At 64.2% G+C, this 16,870-nt stretch carries 14 protein-coding genes and 1 tRNA gene; 3 read left to right on the forward strand and 12 right to left on the reverse strand.

Going from position 1 to position 16,870, the window contains the following annotated elements; genetic code table 11:
* Both AC3LB0_RS04065 and dnaG read right to left on the reverse strand, forming a co-directional pair.
* The coding region (locus AC3LB0_RS04065; protein ID WP_488649890.1) for a sigma-70 factor domain-containing protein at positions 1 to 1,333 on the reverse strand (1,333 nt) is incomplete at its 3' end.
* Positions 1,330 to 3,243 (reverse strand): DNA primase, encoded by a 1,914-nt coding sequence (gene dnaG / locus AC3LB0_RS04070; protein ID WP_488649891.1) that lies wholly within the window; start codon positions 3,241 to 3,243, stop codon positions 1,330 to 1,332. The genes AC3LB0_RS04065 and dnaG, both read right to left, overlap by 4 nt.
* 182 nt (positions 3,244 to 3,425) lie before the next feature.
* On the opposite strand from dnaG, the gene AC3LB0_RS04075 reads away from it, so the two are divergent.
* The gene (locus AC3LB0_RS04075; protein ID WP_488649892.1) at positions 3,426 to 4,241 is read left to right on the forward strand and encodes an FAD-binding oxidoreductase; all 816 of its coding nucleotides are present in this window, start codon (positions 3,426 to 3,428) and stop codon (positions 4,239 to 4,241) included.
* Here the strand turns inward: AC3LB0_RS04075 and AC3LB0_RS04080 are convergent.
* From AC3LB0_RS04080 to AC3LB0_RS04125, 10 genes are all read right to left on the reverse strand, one after another.
* Positions 4,238 to 5,671 (reverse strand): glycine--tRNA ligase, encoded by a 1,434-nt coding sequence (locus AC3LB0_RS04080; RefSeq protein ID WP_488649893.1) that lies wholly within the window; start codon positions 5,669 to 5,671, stop codon positions 4,238 to 4,240. The two genes, AC3LB0_RS04075 and AC3LB0_RS04080, sit on opposite strands and share 4 nt — an antisense overlap.
* 32 nt (positions 5,672 to 5,703) lie before the next feature.
* Positions 5,704 to 5,958 (reverse strand): FmdB family zinc ribbon protein, encoded by a 255-nt coding sequence (locus tag AC3LB0_RS04085; RefSeq protein WP_488649894.1) that lies wholly within the window; start codon positions 5,956 to 5,958, stop codon positions 5,704 to 5,706.
* Positions 5,958 to 8,657: a valine--tRNA ligase gene (locus tag AC3LB0_RS04090; RefSeq protein WP_488649895.1), complete on the reverse strand. Its 2,700-nt coding sequence runs from the start codon at positions 8,655 to 8,657 to the stop codon at positions 5,958 to 5,960. Before AC3LB0_RS04090 ends, AC3LB0_RS04085 begins: the two co-directional genes overlap by 1 nt.
* Entirely contained in the window at positions 8,654 to 10,012 is a 1,359-nt protein-coding gene (clpX, locus tag AC3LB0_RS04095) for an ATP-dependent Clp protease ATP-binding subunit ClpX (protein ID WP_488649896.1), read from the reverse strand. Before clpX ends, AC3LB0_RS04090 begins: the two co-directional genes overlap by 4 nt.
* A 10-nt stretch (positions 10,013 to 10,022) precedes the next feature.
* Positions 10,023 to 10,625: an ATP-dependent Clp protease proteolytic subunit gene (locus tag AC3LB0_RS04100; protein ID WP_488649897.1), complete on the reverse strand. Its 603-nt coding sequence runs from the start codon at positions 10,623 to 10,625 to the stop codon at positions 10,023 to 10,025.
* 45 nt (positions 10,626 to 10,670) lie between these two features.
* The gene (gene tig / locus AC3LB0_RS04105) at positions 10,671 to 12,035 is read right to left on the reverse strand and encodes a trigger factor (protein WP_488649898.1); all 1,365 of its coding nucleotides are present in this window, start codon (positions 12,033 to 12,035) and stop codon (positions 10,671 to 10,673) included.
* Between the two features lie 31 nt (positions 12,036 to 12,066).
* Positions 12,067 to 12,152 (reverse strand) — tRNA-Leu (locus AC3LB0_RS04110).
* The gene (locus AC3LB0_RS04115; RefSeq protein WP_488649899.1) at positions 12,132 to 12,566 is read right to left on the reverse strand and encodes a hypothetical protein; all 435 of its coding nucleotides are present in this window, start codon (positions 12,564 to 12,566) and stop codon (positions 12,132 to 12,134) included. The genes AC3LB0_RS04110 and AC3LB0_RS04115 overlap by 21 nt, the downstream gene beginning before the upstream one ends.
* Positions 12,559 to 13,314, reverse strand: coding sequence for a hypothetical protein (locus tag AC3LB0_RS04120; RefSeq protein ID WP_488649900.1), 756 nt, complete (start codon positions 13,312 to 13,314; stop codon positions 12,559 to 12,561). The genes AC3LB0_RS04115 and AC3LB0_RS04120 overlap by 8 nt, the downstream gene beginning before the upstream one ends.
* Positions 13,315 to 13,318: 4 nt before the next feature.
* Positions 13,319 to 14,443, reverse strand: a complete 1,125-nt coding sequence (locus AC3LB0_RS04125; RefSeq protein WP_488649901.1) for an Mrp/NBP35 family ATP-binding protein — start codon at positions 14,441 to 14,443, stop codon at positions 13,319 to 13,321.
* Between the two features lie 115 nt (positions 14,444 to 14,558).
* On the opposite strand from AC3LB0_RS04125, the gene AC3LB0_RS04130 reads away from it, so the two are divergent.
* Both AC3LB0_RS04130 and AC3LB0_RS04135 read left to right on the forward strand, forming a co-directional pair.
* Complete coding sequence (locus AC3LB0_RS04130) at positions 14,559 to 15,656, forward strand: ABC transporter ATP-binding protein (RefSeq protein ID WP_488649902.1); 1,098 nt, start codon at positions 14,559 to 14,561, stop codon at positions 15,654 to 15,656.
* A gap of 19 nt (positions 15,657 to 15,675) precedes the next feature.
* Positions 15,676 to 16,851 carry a polyamine ABC transporter substrate-binding protein gene (locus tag AC3LB0_RS04135; protein ID WP_488649903.1) on the forward strand — a complete coding sequence of 392 codons (1,176 nt, stop codon included), beginning with the start codon at positions 15,676 to 15,678 and terminating at the stop codon, positions 16,849 to 16,851.
* The last annotated feature ends 19 nt before the right edge of the window (positions 16,852 to 16,870 follow it).

Genomic DNA, 16,870 nt, shown 5'->3' on the forward strand with positions numbered 1-16,870 from the left:
CAATCCACGTCTCCAGTGCTGGCCAGGCGATCTCGTCGCGGGCCCAGAGGAAGAGATTTTGGAGCACGCCGTTGTCCCGGCTCTCCATGTCGCCGGTTCCCACCGTCTGGAAGGCGAAGTCAATCATCTCCGCCGTCTTGGCTGCAAGGTTGCGTCGGTTCGGATCGTTGAACGATTTTACGAGGCTCTTCGCAATCATCAAATTCTTCTTGGCGGTCTCGCCCGTCACTTCGCGCGAGGCCTTATCAAAACCGGTGACCTTGCATTCGTGCACGTGATGCCCCTTGACCCACGCGCCGATCGCTTCGGCATACGTGGCGTGAGCCTTAGCGGCAAGCGCCGGATCAAGGCGGTACCACTCCTTCTTCTTGCGCGTCTTGAGCTCCGTCTCGTGATGGGTCCACTGGTGCAGGTTGTAGACGGCCTTCCATGGCTCGTCGGCCATCTGCTCGCCGAGCTCAATCATCTTGGCGAGGACGACCTCCTCTTCAGCGGTGAGCAAGCCGACGCGGCCAATCTCCTTGAGGTACATGCGCACTGGATCGTCGACACCCGTTGATTCCGCAACTGGCTCGACGACTTCAGGCTTCGGTGCCTCTGGGGCAACCTCAGCAACAAGGAGTGCAGCGGCCGCCTCTGGGCTCAGCATCTCGACGCCATCAACCTCGATCTCGGCGAGATCGGCCGCGCCAGGTTCAGCGACGCCATCAAGCTTTGCAGCTGGGCTGGACGCTGCCTTACCCTTCGCGAGTTTCCCCTGCGCCTTTGCGGGGGCGACCACCGCGGCTGGTGCCGCCTTCTCTACCTTGGACTTCTCGCCCTTCGACTTCGCAGCTGACGCAGGTGATGTCGCGAGTGAAGCGCGTGCCTTAGTGCTGCCCTTCGCAACGGCTACGACAACGGGCTTCTTCCCCTTCGCTGGCGCAAGCTTAGCGGTCGGCTTCGCCTTGGCGATCGGCGTAGCGGTTTTCTTCGCCGCTGGCTTGGTTGAACTGTTCACGACGGCCTTTGTTGGCACGGGCTTCTTCGGAGCCGGTTTCGCAGCAGGCTTTGGGGCGGCCTTGGTGACTGGCTTTGCAGCGGGCTTGGAAGTTGCAAGAGTTCCGCGCTTTGCAACCGGCTTGGCGGCGGGCTTCGCGGCGACCTTCGTGGTGACCTTCGCCGTCGGCTTTACGACTGGCTTCGGGGCTGACTTAGCGGCTGGCTTTGGGGCGACCTTAGCGACGGGCTTTGCAGCGGCCTTTGGGGCGACCTTGGTTGATGCGGCCTTGGCTGGTGCCGCCTTCACGGGCGTTCCTACGGTCACCTTGCTTACCTGCTTCGCCTTCGTCACTTGCTCCCCCCCTTTGCCGCTGTGAGCACTCCCGACGCCAAGAAGCGTCGGTCGAGCGCCTTCCGCTTTTTTCCTAGATCTCGTTCAGCCTCCATGAGGGTTCGAACGCGAGCGGCATCGCCCTCTCGCTCCGCCTCGGCAATCTCACTACGCGACCAGGCCATCGCCTCTTCCAGGCGATCAGCCTCCAGCCGCAAGATGGTCTGATCAATACCAATCCGGATACGCGTGAGCTCAACGGTGGCCCCGAGGCGTACGGAGAGGGCCTGGGCCAGGCGACGCTCTTCGCCCTCAATCGTACTAGGTAGGCGCTCAAGGGCATCAGCGGTGGTTCCCGCCTCTAGCGCGGCGTCGAGGCCCGCACGTAGTCCAAGCCAGAGCGAGCGCGCCAACCCGCTCGTGAAGAGCTGATCGACGAGCACGTCGCGCACGCGTAGCCGCTCGGCTGGCGCCGCAATCAGGAGTCGCAGCAGTTCAGCCTCAGGAGGTGTTACGCCGGCGAGGATGGAGTCGACGTCACCGTCTGCGTCGGCGGCGCGCACGCGATCCGCAGAGATGCGGCTCTCTGCGCCAGCCGTCTCGGCACCGCGCTGGATCATCGCCTCGCGAATCGAGTTCTCGTCCACACCAATGCGTCGCGCGGCGGCAGAGATGTAGCCATCGCGAACGATTGGGTCGCGCAGGCTGCGGAGGATCGGCTTGATGCCGTCAATGGCACGCTTCCGACCGCCAAGGTCCTTCAGGTCATGAGCCTGCGCATGCGTATCGATGAGATATTCCACCACCGGAATCGGCTGCTCCGTCGCGGCGCGCCACGTCTCAGGTTGATCACGTACAACTTCATCTGGATCTTTGCCGTCAGGGAGGCGCACGATCCCCACATCAACGAGTGATGGTCCGCCATCAGCGCTGCCAAGCTCTGTGACGAGGCGCAGCAGCTCGGTGGCTCCGAAGGCGCCCGCCTTCGCTCCGGCGGCGTCAACGTCGTACGCCAAGAGAATCTTCGATCCGTATCGCAAGAGGAGGGCGACCTGCGCAGGAGTGAGTGCGGTTCCCATGCTCGCCACAACGTTTGTGAAGCCAGACTGATGCGCCATCAGTGCGTCGGTGTATCCCTCAACCAGCACGGCGGTGCCAGACTTGCGCATCGCCGGCTTCGCCTTGTCGATGAGATAGAGGGTGCGCGACTTGTCGAAGAGTTCTGTTGCCGCGCTATTCAGGTACTTCGGTCCGCGATCGCCGCGCTTGTCGTCTTCGGGGAGGAGGCGACCACCGAGGCCGGTGATCTTGCCATTCGCATCACGGATCGGAAAGATCACGCGCGCACGAAAGCGGTCATACGCGCCACGACCACCATCGCGTTCGGTGGTGAGGCCGACGGCGGCAAGCTCAGCGGGCGTTGCACCGCGCTTCGCCGCGAGCGCCTTAGAGCAGGCGTCCCACGAGTCTGGTGACCAGCCGAGTCGCTGCGCCTCGATCGTCTCATCGGTGAATCCGCGCGAGTGGAGGTAGTCGAGTGCTGGGCGTCCGAGCTCGTGTGAGGTGAGGATGGCGTGATAGAAGCTCACCGCACCTTCGAGCACATCACGGAGGCGCAGCTTTCGGGCATCCTCAGCCCGACTGCGATCGTCGATCGTGACGCCGGCCTTGGCGGCGAGGAGGGTGAGCGCCTCGCCGAACGGCAGGCTGTCGCGCTCCATGACGAAGGTGAAGATGTCGCCCCCCTTGCCGCAGCCGAAGCATTTCCAGGTTTCACGGGCCGGTGTGACAACGAATGAGGGGGTCTTCTCGCCATGGAATGGGCAGAGGCCCTTGAACGCGACGCCCGCTTTGCGCAGCGCGACCGTCTCGCCGACAACGTCGGCGACGGCGAGTCGGCTCTTGATCTCAGCAACGCTCCCGGAAGCCATCGGTGGGGGGACCTCCTTTGTGATTTCGTGATCGGGCAAAGCAGTTGCCCGTGAGTGTCAAGCGCTGTTGGGCGCAGAATAGCAGCCAGCCCCTCCCCAGTGCCAAGGCATCCGCACGCCCCCTCCCCTACACTCCCTTGCAACGGCGACGCTCAGCGTCGCACCAACCGTGAGGAGGCCCCATGGCAGAGACGGCAGCTACCCCCGCCTCGTTCGGCATCCTGGCCGACGACCCCGCCTACAACGCCACCCTCGCCGCACGCATCGACGACACCGACACGCTCGCCCGCGTCTGGATCAAGCCCGATGGGGTGCCGACCCCATTTGAGCCCGGCCAGTACGTGACGATCGGTGTGAAGGTGGGCGAGAAGTTCTTGCAGCGCCCCTACTCCGTCGCCTCCTCGGCCCGCGCCCTTGATGGGGGCTATGAGCTCTACCTCCGCCTCGTGCGTGGAGGCGCGTTCACGCCGCTCGTCTTCGCCCTCCCTGTGGGCCACCGCATGCGCGTGCTCGCGCCGAAGGGGAAGTTCACGATGGAGGCTAACGACACGCGCCTGCAGATCTACGTCTCATCAGGAACAGGGATCGCGCCGTTTGTCAGCATGGCGCGCACCCTCGCCGACGACGGTGCCCCACGACGTGCGATCTACCTCAATGGTGTGAGCTATGTCAGCGACATCGGCTACCGCGAGTTGATTGAGGGGTGGGAGAAGAGTGGTTCGTATCCGGCCACTTACGTTCCAACAATCTCGCGACCAGCTGACCCGCTCAATGCTGGCTGGACCGGCCTTACCGGCCGCGTCGAGAGCATCATTCAGTCTGCGCTGCGCGATCGTGGCATCAACGCGAGTGAGGCGGTTGCCTATCTCTGCGGAAATCCCGAGATGATCGTCGCAGCCGAGCTTGAGCTCGCAGCGTACGGCCTACCTAAAGGGGCGATCCACAAGGAGCTCTACTGGCCGGCCGGCAAGCAGCCAACCGGTTCGACTGAGGCTTAAAGGCGCGAGGCGCGCAACTTCGCGAGGAAGAACTCCTCGAGCCGATCAGCGCTGACGCGCTCCTGCTCCATCGTGTCGCGATCGCGCACCGTGACGGCGTTGTCATCCATGGAGTCCACGTCGACACAAATGCACCACGGCGTGCCGATCTCATCCTGGCGGCGGTAGAGTTTGCCGATTGCAGCGGTGTCGTCGTAGACGGCGGTGAACTCGCGCGAGAGGCCGTCGCGAATACGATGCGCCATCTCAACGAGGTCGTCGCGCTTCTTGAGCAGCGGCAGCACCGCCACCTTGTACGGTGCCAGCTCTGGATGCAGCGAGAGGACGACGCGCTTCTCGTCACGCACCATCTCTTCGCGGTAGGCGTCAATCAGGAAGGTGAAGGCGGCGCGGTCTGCGCCTGCTGCGGCCTCAACCACCCATGGGGTGAATGAGGTCTCGGTAGCAGGGTCAAAGTAGTCGAGGCTCTCGCCGCTCTCAGCGGCGTGACGCGAAAGGTCAAAGTCGCCACGGTTGTGAATCCCCTCGAGCTCCTTCCAGCCGAATGGGAAGCGGTACTCCACGTCGATGGCACGCTTGGCGTAGTGGGCCAACTCGTCGGGGGCGTGCTCGCGCACGCGCAGTCGCTCCGGCGAAACGCCGTACGCCTTGTACCACTCCAGTCGTCGCGGCAGCCACTCTTCGAACGCCGCGGTGGCGGCCTCATCGGGGCGCACGAACATCTGCAGCTCCATCTGCTCGAACTCGCGCATGCGGAAGACGAAGTTTCCTGGGCTGATCTCGTTGCGGAATGACTTACCGATCTGGGCAATGCCGAACGGGATCTTCTTGCGCGACGAATCGCGAACGTTCTTGTGCTGCACGTAGGCGCCCTGCGCCGTCTCGGGGCGAAGGTAGACAACCGCGGCCTCATCCTCCACAGGTCCCATGAAGGTCTTGAACATCAGGTTGAATCGGCGGGGGGCCGTCAGCGAGCCCTCGCAATCGGGGCACTTCAAGCCCATCTTGGTGACGATCTCGGCATCGGCAAGCTGCGTGGTGGTGAGGTCGCCTGTTCCTGGGAGTTCATCGAGGCGGTAGCGACGCTTGCAGGCGGTGCACTCAACGAGCGGATCACTGAACGAACCGACGTGGCCAGAGGTCTTCCAGACCTGTGGGTGCATCAGGATGCCGGCATCGAGTCCCACCACCTCGTGGCGCTGCTGCACAACGCTGCGCCACCAGGCGCGCTTCACATTGTTCTTCAGTTCGACGCCGAGTGGGCCGTAATCCCACACCGCGTTAATGCCGCCGTAGATCTCTGAGCTCGGGAAGACAAAGCCGCGGCGCTTCGCCAGCGAGACGATGGTGTCAAGCTCTGCAACGGCTGGGGTCGCGTCAGCCGCTGGGGTTCCAGCCAAGGTCTTCGAGGAGTCGGCGTTGATGCTCATTGCGAGGAAGCCTACCCGATCAGGAAGATCGCTTACTTCGCGTCGCTCTTCGGGGCTGGGGCTGGCGTGCTCGCAGGCGCGTCCGAGGCGCCCGACGTGCCCGAGCCGCCGCTACGGCGATCGAGTTTGGCCCAGCCACTCCCCTTAAAGTGCACGCTCGCCGCAGAGAATTGTCGCTCGAGCGACCCACCACAATCTTCGTGCGTCCGTGCCTGCTGCTCATCAATGCCGTGCAGAATCTCTACGGTCCCACCGCACTTCGCGCAGAGATAGTCATAGAACGGCATTACGAACCTCGCTCCAAGCGGGCGATCTCATCGCGCAGCTCGGCAACGCGGCGCTCCGCCCCTGCGACCACAGCGGCCGGTGCCTTGCCGGTGAAGGACGGGTCGGCGAGGCGGGCCTCAGCGGCGGCCAGTTGCGACTGCGCGGCGACGAGGTCGCGATCGCGTCGGGCGCGATCGGCATCAAGCGCTGCAGCATCAGCCTGCGGCGGCTCGAGTCGCGCCGTCAGCGCGCCCGCCACAACGAGCAGCCCCTCACCCTCGGTCGGAAGTACAGCCTGGATGGTGAGTGGGCGCACGCGCGCCAGCCGCTCAATGGCAGAGCGCAAACCCTCACCCGATGCGGCAAGCTGCGGCGGTGCTGCAACGTTAAGTGGGATCCATGCGCCAGCGGCAAGCTTTGCGGTGGTGCGCGCCGCACGAACCTCGCGCACGAGGTTGAGCCAATGATCGATGCTGCTCGCCGCGGTGCTCGAAGCGGCATGTCGCGCCGGCCATGCCGCCGTTGCCAAGAGTCCAGGGTCGCCCGCGCGTCGCGGGAGTGCCTCCCAGATCCCCTCCGTGATGAATGGCGCAATCGGGTGCAGCAGGCGCAAGAGATCGTCGAGCGCATCCACGAGTGTCCACCAGACGGCGGTGCGCTCCGCTGCAGGTCGCGTCTCGTCGGCGAGCGTCACCTTGGCAATCTCAATCGCCTGGTCGCAATACTCCGCCCAGATCGCATCGTAAATGCGCTGCGACACCTCGGAGAAGCCGTACTGGCCGAGCGCACGATCAACATCATCAACAGCGGCGCTGAGGCGTGTCGCCATCCAGGTGCCGAACTCCCCCGCCGCTGCGTGCGCATCGGCAGCAGATGGTCGATCGCCAGTTGCCTCAACAGGTCGCGCGCCAAGCACGTAGCGTGCGGCGTTCCAGAGTTTGTTCATGAAGTTGCGCGCGTTCTCGAGCTTCTCTGGCGAGAGGCGCTGGTCTGCACCTGGTGCGGTGCCCGAGACGAGTGTGAAGCGCAGCGCGTCGGCGCCGATCTCGTCAATCACCGAGAGCGGGTCGACGACATTCCCCTTCGTCTTTGACATCTTCTGCCCCTCGGGATCGCGCACCATGCCGTGGAGGTAAATTGTTTCAAACGGCGGCGTGCCCATCAGCTCAATGCCGAGCATCATCATGCGCGCAACCCAGAAGAAGAGGATGTCGTGGCCGGTCTCCATCACCTGTGATGGGTAGTAGCGCGCGAGGTCTGGCGTCTTGTCGGGCCAGCCGAGTGTGCTGAAGGGCCAGAGGCCGCTGCTGAACCAGGTGTCGAAGATGTCGCTCTCCTGCTGCAGCGTGTTCGACTCAGCGCCGCAGGTGCCACAGCCGACCGGACCCTCTTCGCGATCGGTCACGGTGATGTGCCCGTCGGCGCAGTACCAGGCGGGGATGCGGTGCCCCCACCAGAGCTGTCGGCTCACGTTCCAATCGCGAATCTCGGTGAGCCAGTGCTCCCAGGTCTTCTCAAAGTGCGCTGGCACGATCTGCGTTGCGCCCGAGCGCGTTGCGGCGAGCGCCTTCTCGGCGAGCGGCTTGGCGCGAATGAACCACTGCGTGCGCAGGCGTGGCTCCAAGATGTCGTTGCTGCGCTGGCAGCGCGCCGGGTTCGCCGTATGCGGCTTGACCGAAACGAGGAGTCCAAGCTCTTCGAGTGCGGCGACGATCGCCTTGCGCGCCTTGAAGCGATCCATCCCGGCGAACGGTGCTGGGGCATCGGCAACGATGCGCGCCGACTCATCGAGGATGGTCGGTGCAGGCAGGTTGTGCCGCAAGCCAACCTCGCGGTCGTTCGGATCGTGTGCCGGGGTGACCTTCACCGCGCCCGTGCCGAAACCCATCTCAACGAATGCGTCGGCTACCACTGGAACGGCGCGATGCACAAACGGCACCATCACACGTTTCCCGACCAGTGCGGTGTAGCGCGGATCGTCGGGGTGCACGGCTACCCCGGTGTCACCAAGAAGTGTCTCTGGTCGTGTGGTCGCGACAACCACGCCGCTGGTGGCGTCGCCCCCCTCAAGTGGGTAGCGAATCTCCCAGATGCTCCCCTGCTCCTCGGTCGCTACCGACTCAAGATCAGAGACGCTCGTCTTGCAGCCTGGGCACCAGTTGACGAGCGCCTCGCCACGATAGGCAAGGCCGCGTTCGTAGAGGGTCGCAAAGGCGGTGCGCACGGCGCGACTCGAGACCTCGTCCATGGTGAAGCGGGTGCGGCTCCAGTCGGCCGAAGCGCCGAGGCGCTGGAACTGCGCGAGGATGGTGTTCCGCGTCTCGTCCATGAATTTGTGCATGCGCTCGAGGTAGCGCTCGCGACCCAAATCGGCGCGGCTGCTCCCCTCCTTCTCAACGATGCGATCGAGCACGTACTGCGCGGCGATCGAGGCGTGATCAACGCCAGGGAGCCAAAGTGCCGCTCGCCCCTGCATGCGGGCGCGGCGCACCATCAGGTCTTCGAGCGTCACGAAGAGCGCGTGGCCTACGTGCAATCCGCCGGTGACGTTCGGCGGCGGCATGATGATCGTGAACGGTGGCAGGGACTCGCGCCCCTCGGCATCTCGTGTCTCGCGTCCGTCGGGGCTGCCGTAATCGGTTGCCGCCCAGCGGGCTGCAACGCTGCGCTCTACCTCAGCGGCGCTATAGGAGGGGCCGAGCTCGCGTTCCGCCGTCACGCTGATGCGCGAGGGGTGGCCGTGCGCGTGCGAGGTGCGCGTCGGCCCGGTGCCGCCGGCGCGCTCACGTCAATCTCGCGCTCGGTGAGCATGAGTGGCGATGCGCCGGCACTAATCGTCTCTTCGGTGACCACACAGCGACGTACGTCGGGTCGGTCTGGCAGGTCATACATCGTTGAGAGGAGTGCCTCTTCCAGCACTGCGCGCAGTGCGCGGGCGCCGGTCTTACGCAGCAGTGCCTTATCCGCAACCGCATGCAGAGCAGCCGGCGTGAACTGCAGATCAACATGGTGCATCTGGAAGAGGCGCTGATACTGCTTCACCAGGGCGTTCTTCGGTGCGACCAAGATCTGAACCAGGTCATCAAGGGTGAGCTGATCCAGCGCGACGATCATCGGTAGGCGCCCAATGAATTCCGGGATGAGGCCGTAGCGCAGCAGATCGTCGGGCATCAGCTGCTCCAGCACACGGGTTCGCTCGCCTTTGCTTGCTGGCGTGTCGGAGCCGAAGCCGATGCCCCGTCGTCCGACTCGGTCAGCAACGATCTTCTCAAGCCCCTCGAATGCACCGCCGCAGATGAAGAGGATGTTCGTCGTGTCGATCTGGAGGTACTCCTGGTGCGGATGCTTGCGACCACCCTGGGGTGGCACGTTCGCCACCGTACCCTCGATGATCTTGAGCAGCGCCTGCTGCACCCCTTCGCCCGAGACGTCCCGCGTGATTGACGGGTTATCGGACTTGCGGGTGATCTTGTCAATCTCGTCGATATAGATGATGCCGCGCTGCGCGCGCTCAATATCGCCATCAGCGGCCTGGATCAGGCGAAGGAGAATATTCTCGACATCCTCGCCAACGTATCCAGCCTCGGTCAGGCTGGTGGCGTCGGCGATGCAGAAGGGCACATCAAGGAATCGCGCCAGCGTCTGTGCGAGCAGCGTCTTGCCAGAACCGGTCGGCCCAACGAGCAGGATGTTCGACTTTGCGATCTCAACGCCGTCAGCCACGTTTGGTGCGCCAACGCGCTGGTAGTGGTTATGCACGCCAACGGCGAGTGAGCGCTTCGCGCGCTCTTGGCTTACGACATGCTCGTTGAGAGCCGCGTGAATCATGCGCGGGGTTGGCGTGACGCCACCAAACGACTTGCGCTGCGGCGCCGATGGTGACTGCTCGGTGGCAATCTCGGCGCAGAGGGCGACGCACTCGTCGCAGATGTATACGCCCTGGCCGGCGATCAGCTTGCGCACCTGCTCCTGCGTCTTGCGGCAGAAGGAACAGCGATACGGGCCACTCCCTGCGCTGCGTGGGCCGCGCGTCTTACCGCCTCCCGACTCTCCGGATCCTGCTCCTCCGCTCATGCGGCGCGCCTCACTTCCCCTTAGGCGGGACGACGGCAGGGAGCTTGTAGACCTCGTCGATGATGCCGTACTCCACCGCCTGCTCTGGCGAGAGGAAGAGGTCGCGGTCCGTATCCTTGACGACCTTCTCCATCGGCTGACCCGTATGGGCGGCGAGGATCTCTTGGGTCGTTCGCACGAGCTGCTCCATCTCCTTCACCTGAATGAAGACGTCGGGCGTGTTGCCACGGAATCCGCCAGAGCCCTGGTGGATCATGATGCGGCTGTGCGGCAGTGCGAAGCGTCGACCTGGTGCGCCAGCGGCGAGGAGCACCGCACCCATCGACATGGCGATGCCGGTGCAGATCGTGCTCACAGGGGCGCGCACGTAGCGCATCGTGTCGTAGATCGCGAGGCCGGAGGTGATCACGCCCCCTGGGCTGTTGATGTAGAGCGAGATCTCCTTCTCGGGATCCTCAGAATCAAGGAAGAGGAGCTGCGCGATGATCAGGTTGGCGATGTCGTCTTCGACAGGGCCGCCCAGGAAGATGATGCGCTCCTTGAGTAGGCGCGACCAGATGTCGTAGGCGCGTTCGCCCTTACTGGAAGACTCAATCACCATTGGTACGAGCATTAGTCACCCCCTACATGTGCACCCGCTCTCTGCGGGAGGCTGAGTTTACTTGGCGGAAGCCTTCGCGGCGGTAGGCGTCGCTGGGCGCTCGGGAGCCCAGGCTGGCCAGACCTTCGGATGAGCGTCAAACCACTCGTCGACGAGCCGCTCAACCACAAGGGAGCGGCGCAGGGAGGCGCGGATTGCTCGGCGCCCGCGCTCCGACGAGAGGTAGGCCTCGAGCTTGCGCTGCCCCTGGGTCTGCGGACGGGCGCGCTCCACCTCTTCGTCAATCAGCTCCTCTGGGACCTCGACCCCTTCGGCGCCAGCGACCGCACTCAACACCAGGAGGGTTCGCGCGCGGCGCTCGCCGCGCTCACGCATCTCGACGCGAATCTCTTCAACGCTCTTGCCAGCGGCGCCGATGTACTGTTCAAAGGTCAACCCTTGGCGAGCCATGCCGCGCGCCAACTCGTCAACGAGTCCGTCGATCTCCTCCTCGATCAGTGGATCGGGGATCTCAACGGTGGCGCCATCCATGGCGAACTCAACGATCTTGTCGGCGAACTCGTGTCGACCGCGGTCAACGGCGCTCGCCTTGAGGCGCATCAGGATCTCTGCGCGTAGGCCGGCCACATCAGTGACGTTTGCAACCTGAGCGGCGAAGGCATCATCGAGCGGCGGCGGGATACGCGCGCGCAGATCGCTGATGACCACATCGAATCGTGCCGGCACGCCCTGCAGTGCCGCCTCTTGATAGTCCTCGGGGAAGGTCACCTCAACGGTGGTGCCATCGCCGACCTTCGCGCCGACGAGCTGCGCCTCAAATCCCGGAATGAGTCGGTCGGATCCGATCACGATCGGCATGCGCTCCGACGAGGCGCCTTCGATTGCGAGGCCGCTGTCAACGCGATAGCCATCGAAGGCGATGATCGCGTAGTCGCCCATCTCCGCGCCACGATCTGTGACGGCGGTGAGCGTTGCGTAGCTGTCGCGCAGATCGTTGACGACCGCTTCAACCTTCGCCTCGTCAGGCTCCTCAAACGTTGGCTCGAACGTATAGCCGCGATAGTCGCCGAGCTTCACCTCAGGCGGCACGGGGATGACGGCGGTGAAGGTGTAGGCCTCGCCCTCGACGATCGGCTTCGCATCGATCTTCGGGCTGGTGAGCGGCACGACGTCCGACTTCATGATTGCGTCGCGATAGCCGCGCTCGATCAGGATCTCGGTCGCCTCGTCGAGAATGCGGTTGATGCCAGCGAAGCGCTCAACGATGGAGCGCGGCGCCTTCCCCGGGCGGAAGCCTGGGATGCGGCTTTGGCCCGCCACGTGGCGAACCGCCTCGGCGATTGCCGCGGCCACGTCTGCGACCGCGAGGGTGACCTCGAGTCGGACGGTGCTCTTCTCGGCGGGAGTGGTCGTGAATTCCATGAGCGCACAGGGTACCCGACGACCCTTGTTCTGGTGGGCGAGGTGAGACTCGAACTCACACGTCGTTGCCGACACCGGCTCCTAAGGCCGGCGCGTCTACCGTTTCGCCACTCGCCCCCGAGCATCATCGTCGCCCACGGGGGTTCCGTCCACCGCAGGTCGGCCATCGATCAACGCATCAATCACCGCGCGTCCGCCACGCTGGGCAGCGGCCGCCACTACCCCACTCACAAAGGCGCTCCCCGCTCCCCCGCCACGGCTCGCTGAGCCGCCTGAGCGTGAGCCGAACCAACGGACGAGAAGGAGGGCCAGGATCCCGAGCAGCCCGAGCGCACGGAGAGGGCGGTCACGCAGCTCCTTGGCGAGGCCACCGCTGGGTCGCAGTCGACCGCCAATCGCCCGAACACGCACGAGCGACGCCTCTCGAGAGTGGCGTACGACTGAGAGTCGATCGGCCACCGCAGGGCGGCTTGCGGCGAGGAGCTCCACCCGCTTGACGCGCAGATCTCGTTCGTTCGTCTGGTCAGGCATCGTCGCCCTCGTCGCCGGCCCCACGTCGCTCACGCAGACGATCGGCAATACCGCGCAGCGCATCAGCGGCGGCGCGGACCACCTTTCGGGCGGGCGCAATGGCGGCATCGGCGGCGCCTACCGCCCCGCCAACCTCTTCGGCAAAGGCGGATGCCGCCTCGTCGCGAAGATCATCCATCGCATCGACGGTGGCGCGCAGCTCGTGCTCCGTGGCAAGTGGGCGGAAGCGGTCGGTGAAGCGCTGCATATCGCAAGTTGCCAGCCCGACCAGCAGATCCACCAGCAAGAAGCTCAGCGCAAAGAGGAGCGACGCCGCTGTTGCCGGGCCGGCCGAGCCGTTGAAAACGAAGAGCACAAGAAGCGCACCGATCGCACCACCGAGAACGGCGAGGGCAAATGAACGCGCGCGCCGTGGCGCAGTGATCTGCACGATTGCCGAGGTGATCGCCGCCGCGACGACGAGCAAGAGAAGTGTGACGTGTGCTGCGCCCCACACCATGGAGCCGAAGAAGGCGGCGCCGAGCAGCATGAAGAGGGCGATGAGCAGCGCAAGCAACGCTGCGGTGACGAGCGTTATAACGGCGATCGCGCCGAGAAGCACCCCCACTGCGTCACGGGAGATCGCACCGAGTTCGGCGCGGAAGAGATCCCAGTGCCCACCGAGAAGTGCACGCACCGCGATGATCAGCTGCTCAATGTCGTCGCTGAAGCCCTCGCGCTCCGTTGATCCGCCAGGAGTTTCTGTCACGTGTTTAGGCGACCGTCAACGTTGGTGCCGTCTCGTTTGCGGCGCGTACCGCCAGTCGAGCGGCAACCTTGCCGGCCAACTCCTTGAGTGCCACCGCAGCTGGGCCCTCTTCGCGTTGTGCAACGGCGGGGATCCCTGCATCGCCACCCTGTCGCACCGCCATCTCCAGCGGAATGCGGCCTAGATTGTCGAGCCCCTCCTCTTTTGCGAGACGCTCTGCGCCACCGCGTCCGAAGATTTCGGTGAGTTCGCCACAGTGCGGGCAGGCAAACGCCGACATGTTTTCAACGATGCCGAGGATTGGCACATTCATGCGCCGGAACATTGCCAGTGCCTTGGTCACATCGGAGAGGGCGACATCTTGTGGCGTGGTCACAAGGACGCACCCAGCAATTGGCACCGCCTGCGCCAGCGTGAGTTGCGCATCAGAGGTTCCAGGCGGCAGGTCAACGACGAGATAGTCGAGGTCGCCCCACTCCACGTCGCGCAGGAATTGCTGGATTGCGCCACCGATGAGGGGCCCGCGCCAAACGATCGGCTGACCCTCGGGAACGAAGAATTGAATGGAGATGACCTTGACGCCGTGGCGCTCGATCGGCTCGATCTTGCCGCCGGCGCTCGACTTCGGGGTGCCGGTCGCCCCCATCATCTGGGGAATGTTCGGCCCGGTGATGTCGGCGTCGAGAAGGCCGACACGGGCGCCGCTCTGGGCCAGAGCCACGGCAAGGTTGACCGAGACGGTGCTCTTGCCGACGCCGCCCTTCCCTGAGGCGACGGCCACAATGTTACGAATGCCAGGGAGGAGGCGCTCCTGGGTCGAGGATGAGGCGCGACGGACCTTCGAGCCCCAGCGGAGCTCGGCCACTGTTACACCGATCCCATCGAGGGCGGCGCGGATATCACGCTCAATCACATCCTTCAGGGGGCAGGCGGGGGTGGTGAGCTCGATCATGAAGCTGGCCTTGTCGCCGTCCAGGGTGATCTCCTTGACCATCTCCAATGTAACAATGTCGCGACCGAGCTCGGGCTCCTGGACGCCGGAGAGGGCCTGGAGGACGGCTGCTTCGGTGGTGGCCACGGATCCCCTTTCGCCCCGATCGGGGCTCTCGGCGGCGCCCCACGGGCGCATCCCCAACATTCTACTCGGAACGGCGTTTGACCCCACCCCTCGTGGGTCATAATCTTCGCACGTCCTCACTTGAGGGGCAGAGACAGGACAGGTGTCCGCGGAGGTGAAACCGAGGGTGGCAGACGTCGACGTTCGCCTGGTCAACGTGACCAAGAAGTTCGGAGATCAGACCGCGGTAGACGGCATCACGCTTGATGTCTCCGACGGCGAATTCTTCACCCTCCTCGGCCCATCCGGTTGCGGCAAGACCACCACGTTGCGCATGATCGGCGGCTTCGAACAGCCGACGAGCGGTCTCATTGAGTTGAAGGGCGAAGACGTTACCTTCCTCCCCGCCCACGAGCGCGACGTCAACACCGTATTCCAGAGCTATGCGCTCTTCCCACATCTCACCATCTTTGAGAACGTTGCCTTCGGCCTTCGTCGCTCGGGCATCAAGGGTGACGAAGTCACGAGTCGCGTTGGCGAGGCACTCGAACTGGTGCAGCTGATCGGCTACGAGAAGCGCAAGCCGGCGCAACTCTCTGGCGGACAGGCGCAGCGCGTCGCGCTTGCACGCGCCCTGGTGAATCGCCCCGCAGTGCTCCTGCTTGACGAGCCGCTCGGCGCACTCGACCTAAAGCTGCGCAAGCAGATGGGCATCGAACTGAAGCGCATCCAGCGCGAAGTCAGCATCACCTTCATCTATGTCACCCACGATCAAGAGGAGGCGATGACGATGTCCGATCGCATTGCCGTCATGAACAAGGGTCACTACGAGCAGCTCGCCGGACCAGAGACGCTCTACGAGCGCCCAGCGACGCGATTCGTAGCGAGCTTCGTCGGCGCGAGCAATCTGCTCGAGGGGAAGATCGGCTCGGATGGCGAATCATGGACCGTCACGCTCCCTTCGGGTGATGTTGTACGCGCGCCGAAGAGCCTCGGCGACATCGGCACGGGCGGCGCGATCGGCGTGCGCCCAGAGAAGCTCACCCTGTTGGAACCGGGGCAGGAGTCGAAGGGGAATCGCCTCGATGGCACCGTCGTTGATACGAGTTACCTCGGCGTGCTGACGCAGTACACCGTGGAGGGCGCAGGTGGCCTGCGCCTTCTCGTGAGCGAGCAGAACGTCGACCGCACGACGCGGAGCGACACCTGGCGACCCGGCGAGCGGGTCGCTCTCACCTGGAAACCCGAGCACGGCTTCGTGGTCGGTGATTCGAAGAGCGCCTAAGGCGCAGAAGGAGGGCACGATGAGCACCGAGAAGAGCACCGAGAAGCTGGTAAGCCGACGAACGGTTCTCAAGGTTGGCGCGGCCGCCGCTGGCACCGCCGCCTTCCTCGCCGCATGCGGCACCTCTGGCAGCTCGACGTCGCCGAGCCCAAAGCCATCGCAGTCCGACACCATTTCTGATGTTGTCAACGTCGCGAACTGGACGCTTTACATCGACCTGAGCGAAGACGAGTTGGCTCGACCAACGGTGACCGCCTTTGAGACGGAGTACAGCACCAAGGTGAACTACGTTGAGGCGATCAATGACAACGACTCCTTCTTCGGCACGATCAAGGCACCGCTGCAGGCGGGCGAAGATGCGGGCTGGGATATCGCCACGCTGACCGACTGGATGGCGGCGCGCATCATTCGTCTTGGCTGGGCCGAGAAGCTGAAGACCGCACACATGAGCAACTTCACCGCGAACCTGCTCGACGTATACAAGGGGCGCAGCTTTGACCCAAGCGTTGAGTACCTCGCCCCGTGGGCGGGCATTGTTGGCGGCATTGCGGCCAACAAGACCACTGCAGGCTTCGTTAAGGGGTTCAAGGACCTCTTCGACCCACGCCTGAAGGGGAAGGTCTCGCTCCTTACCGAGATGCGCGACACCATTGGTCTCGCCATGCTCGCGAATGGTGATGATCCGGCCAAGGCGGACCGCGCCTCATTTGATCGCGCTATTGCCCTGATTGAGCCGAGCGTCAGCGACGGCACGGTTCGAGCATTCACGGGCAACGACTACAAGGAGCTCATCGTGAAGGGCGACGTGGCGGCATGCGTTGCCTGGCGCGGCGACACGGTGCAGATCGGCTACGAGGATGCGAACATCGTTTGGGTCACGCCAACCGATGGCTGCACCTTCTCCTCAGACAACATGTTGATCCCGCTCGGCGCGGCGCATAAGTACACCGCTGAGAAGTGGATGGACTGGTATTACATTCCAGAGATCGCCGCGCAGCTCACTGCCTACGTGCAGTACGTATCGCCGGTGAAGGGAACGAAGGAGGAGATTGCGAAGATTGACGCAACGCTCGCCACCGACCCGTTCATCTTCCCTGACGCGGCACTCGAGGCACAGCTCAATGTGTTCGCCGGCCTCTCTGAGGAGGACGAGATCTACATGAACGACGCCTTCAGCGCCCTCCAGGGCAACTAAGACACCGCACCAAGCGGAG

This window comes from Candidatus Limnocylindrus sp. (assembly GCF_040397235.1).
Lineage (GTDB): Bacteria > Chloroflexota > Limnocylindria > Limnocylindrales > Limnocylindraceae > Limnocylindrus.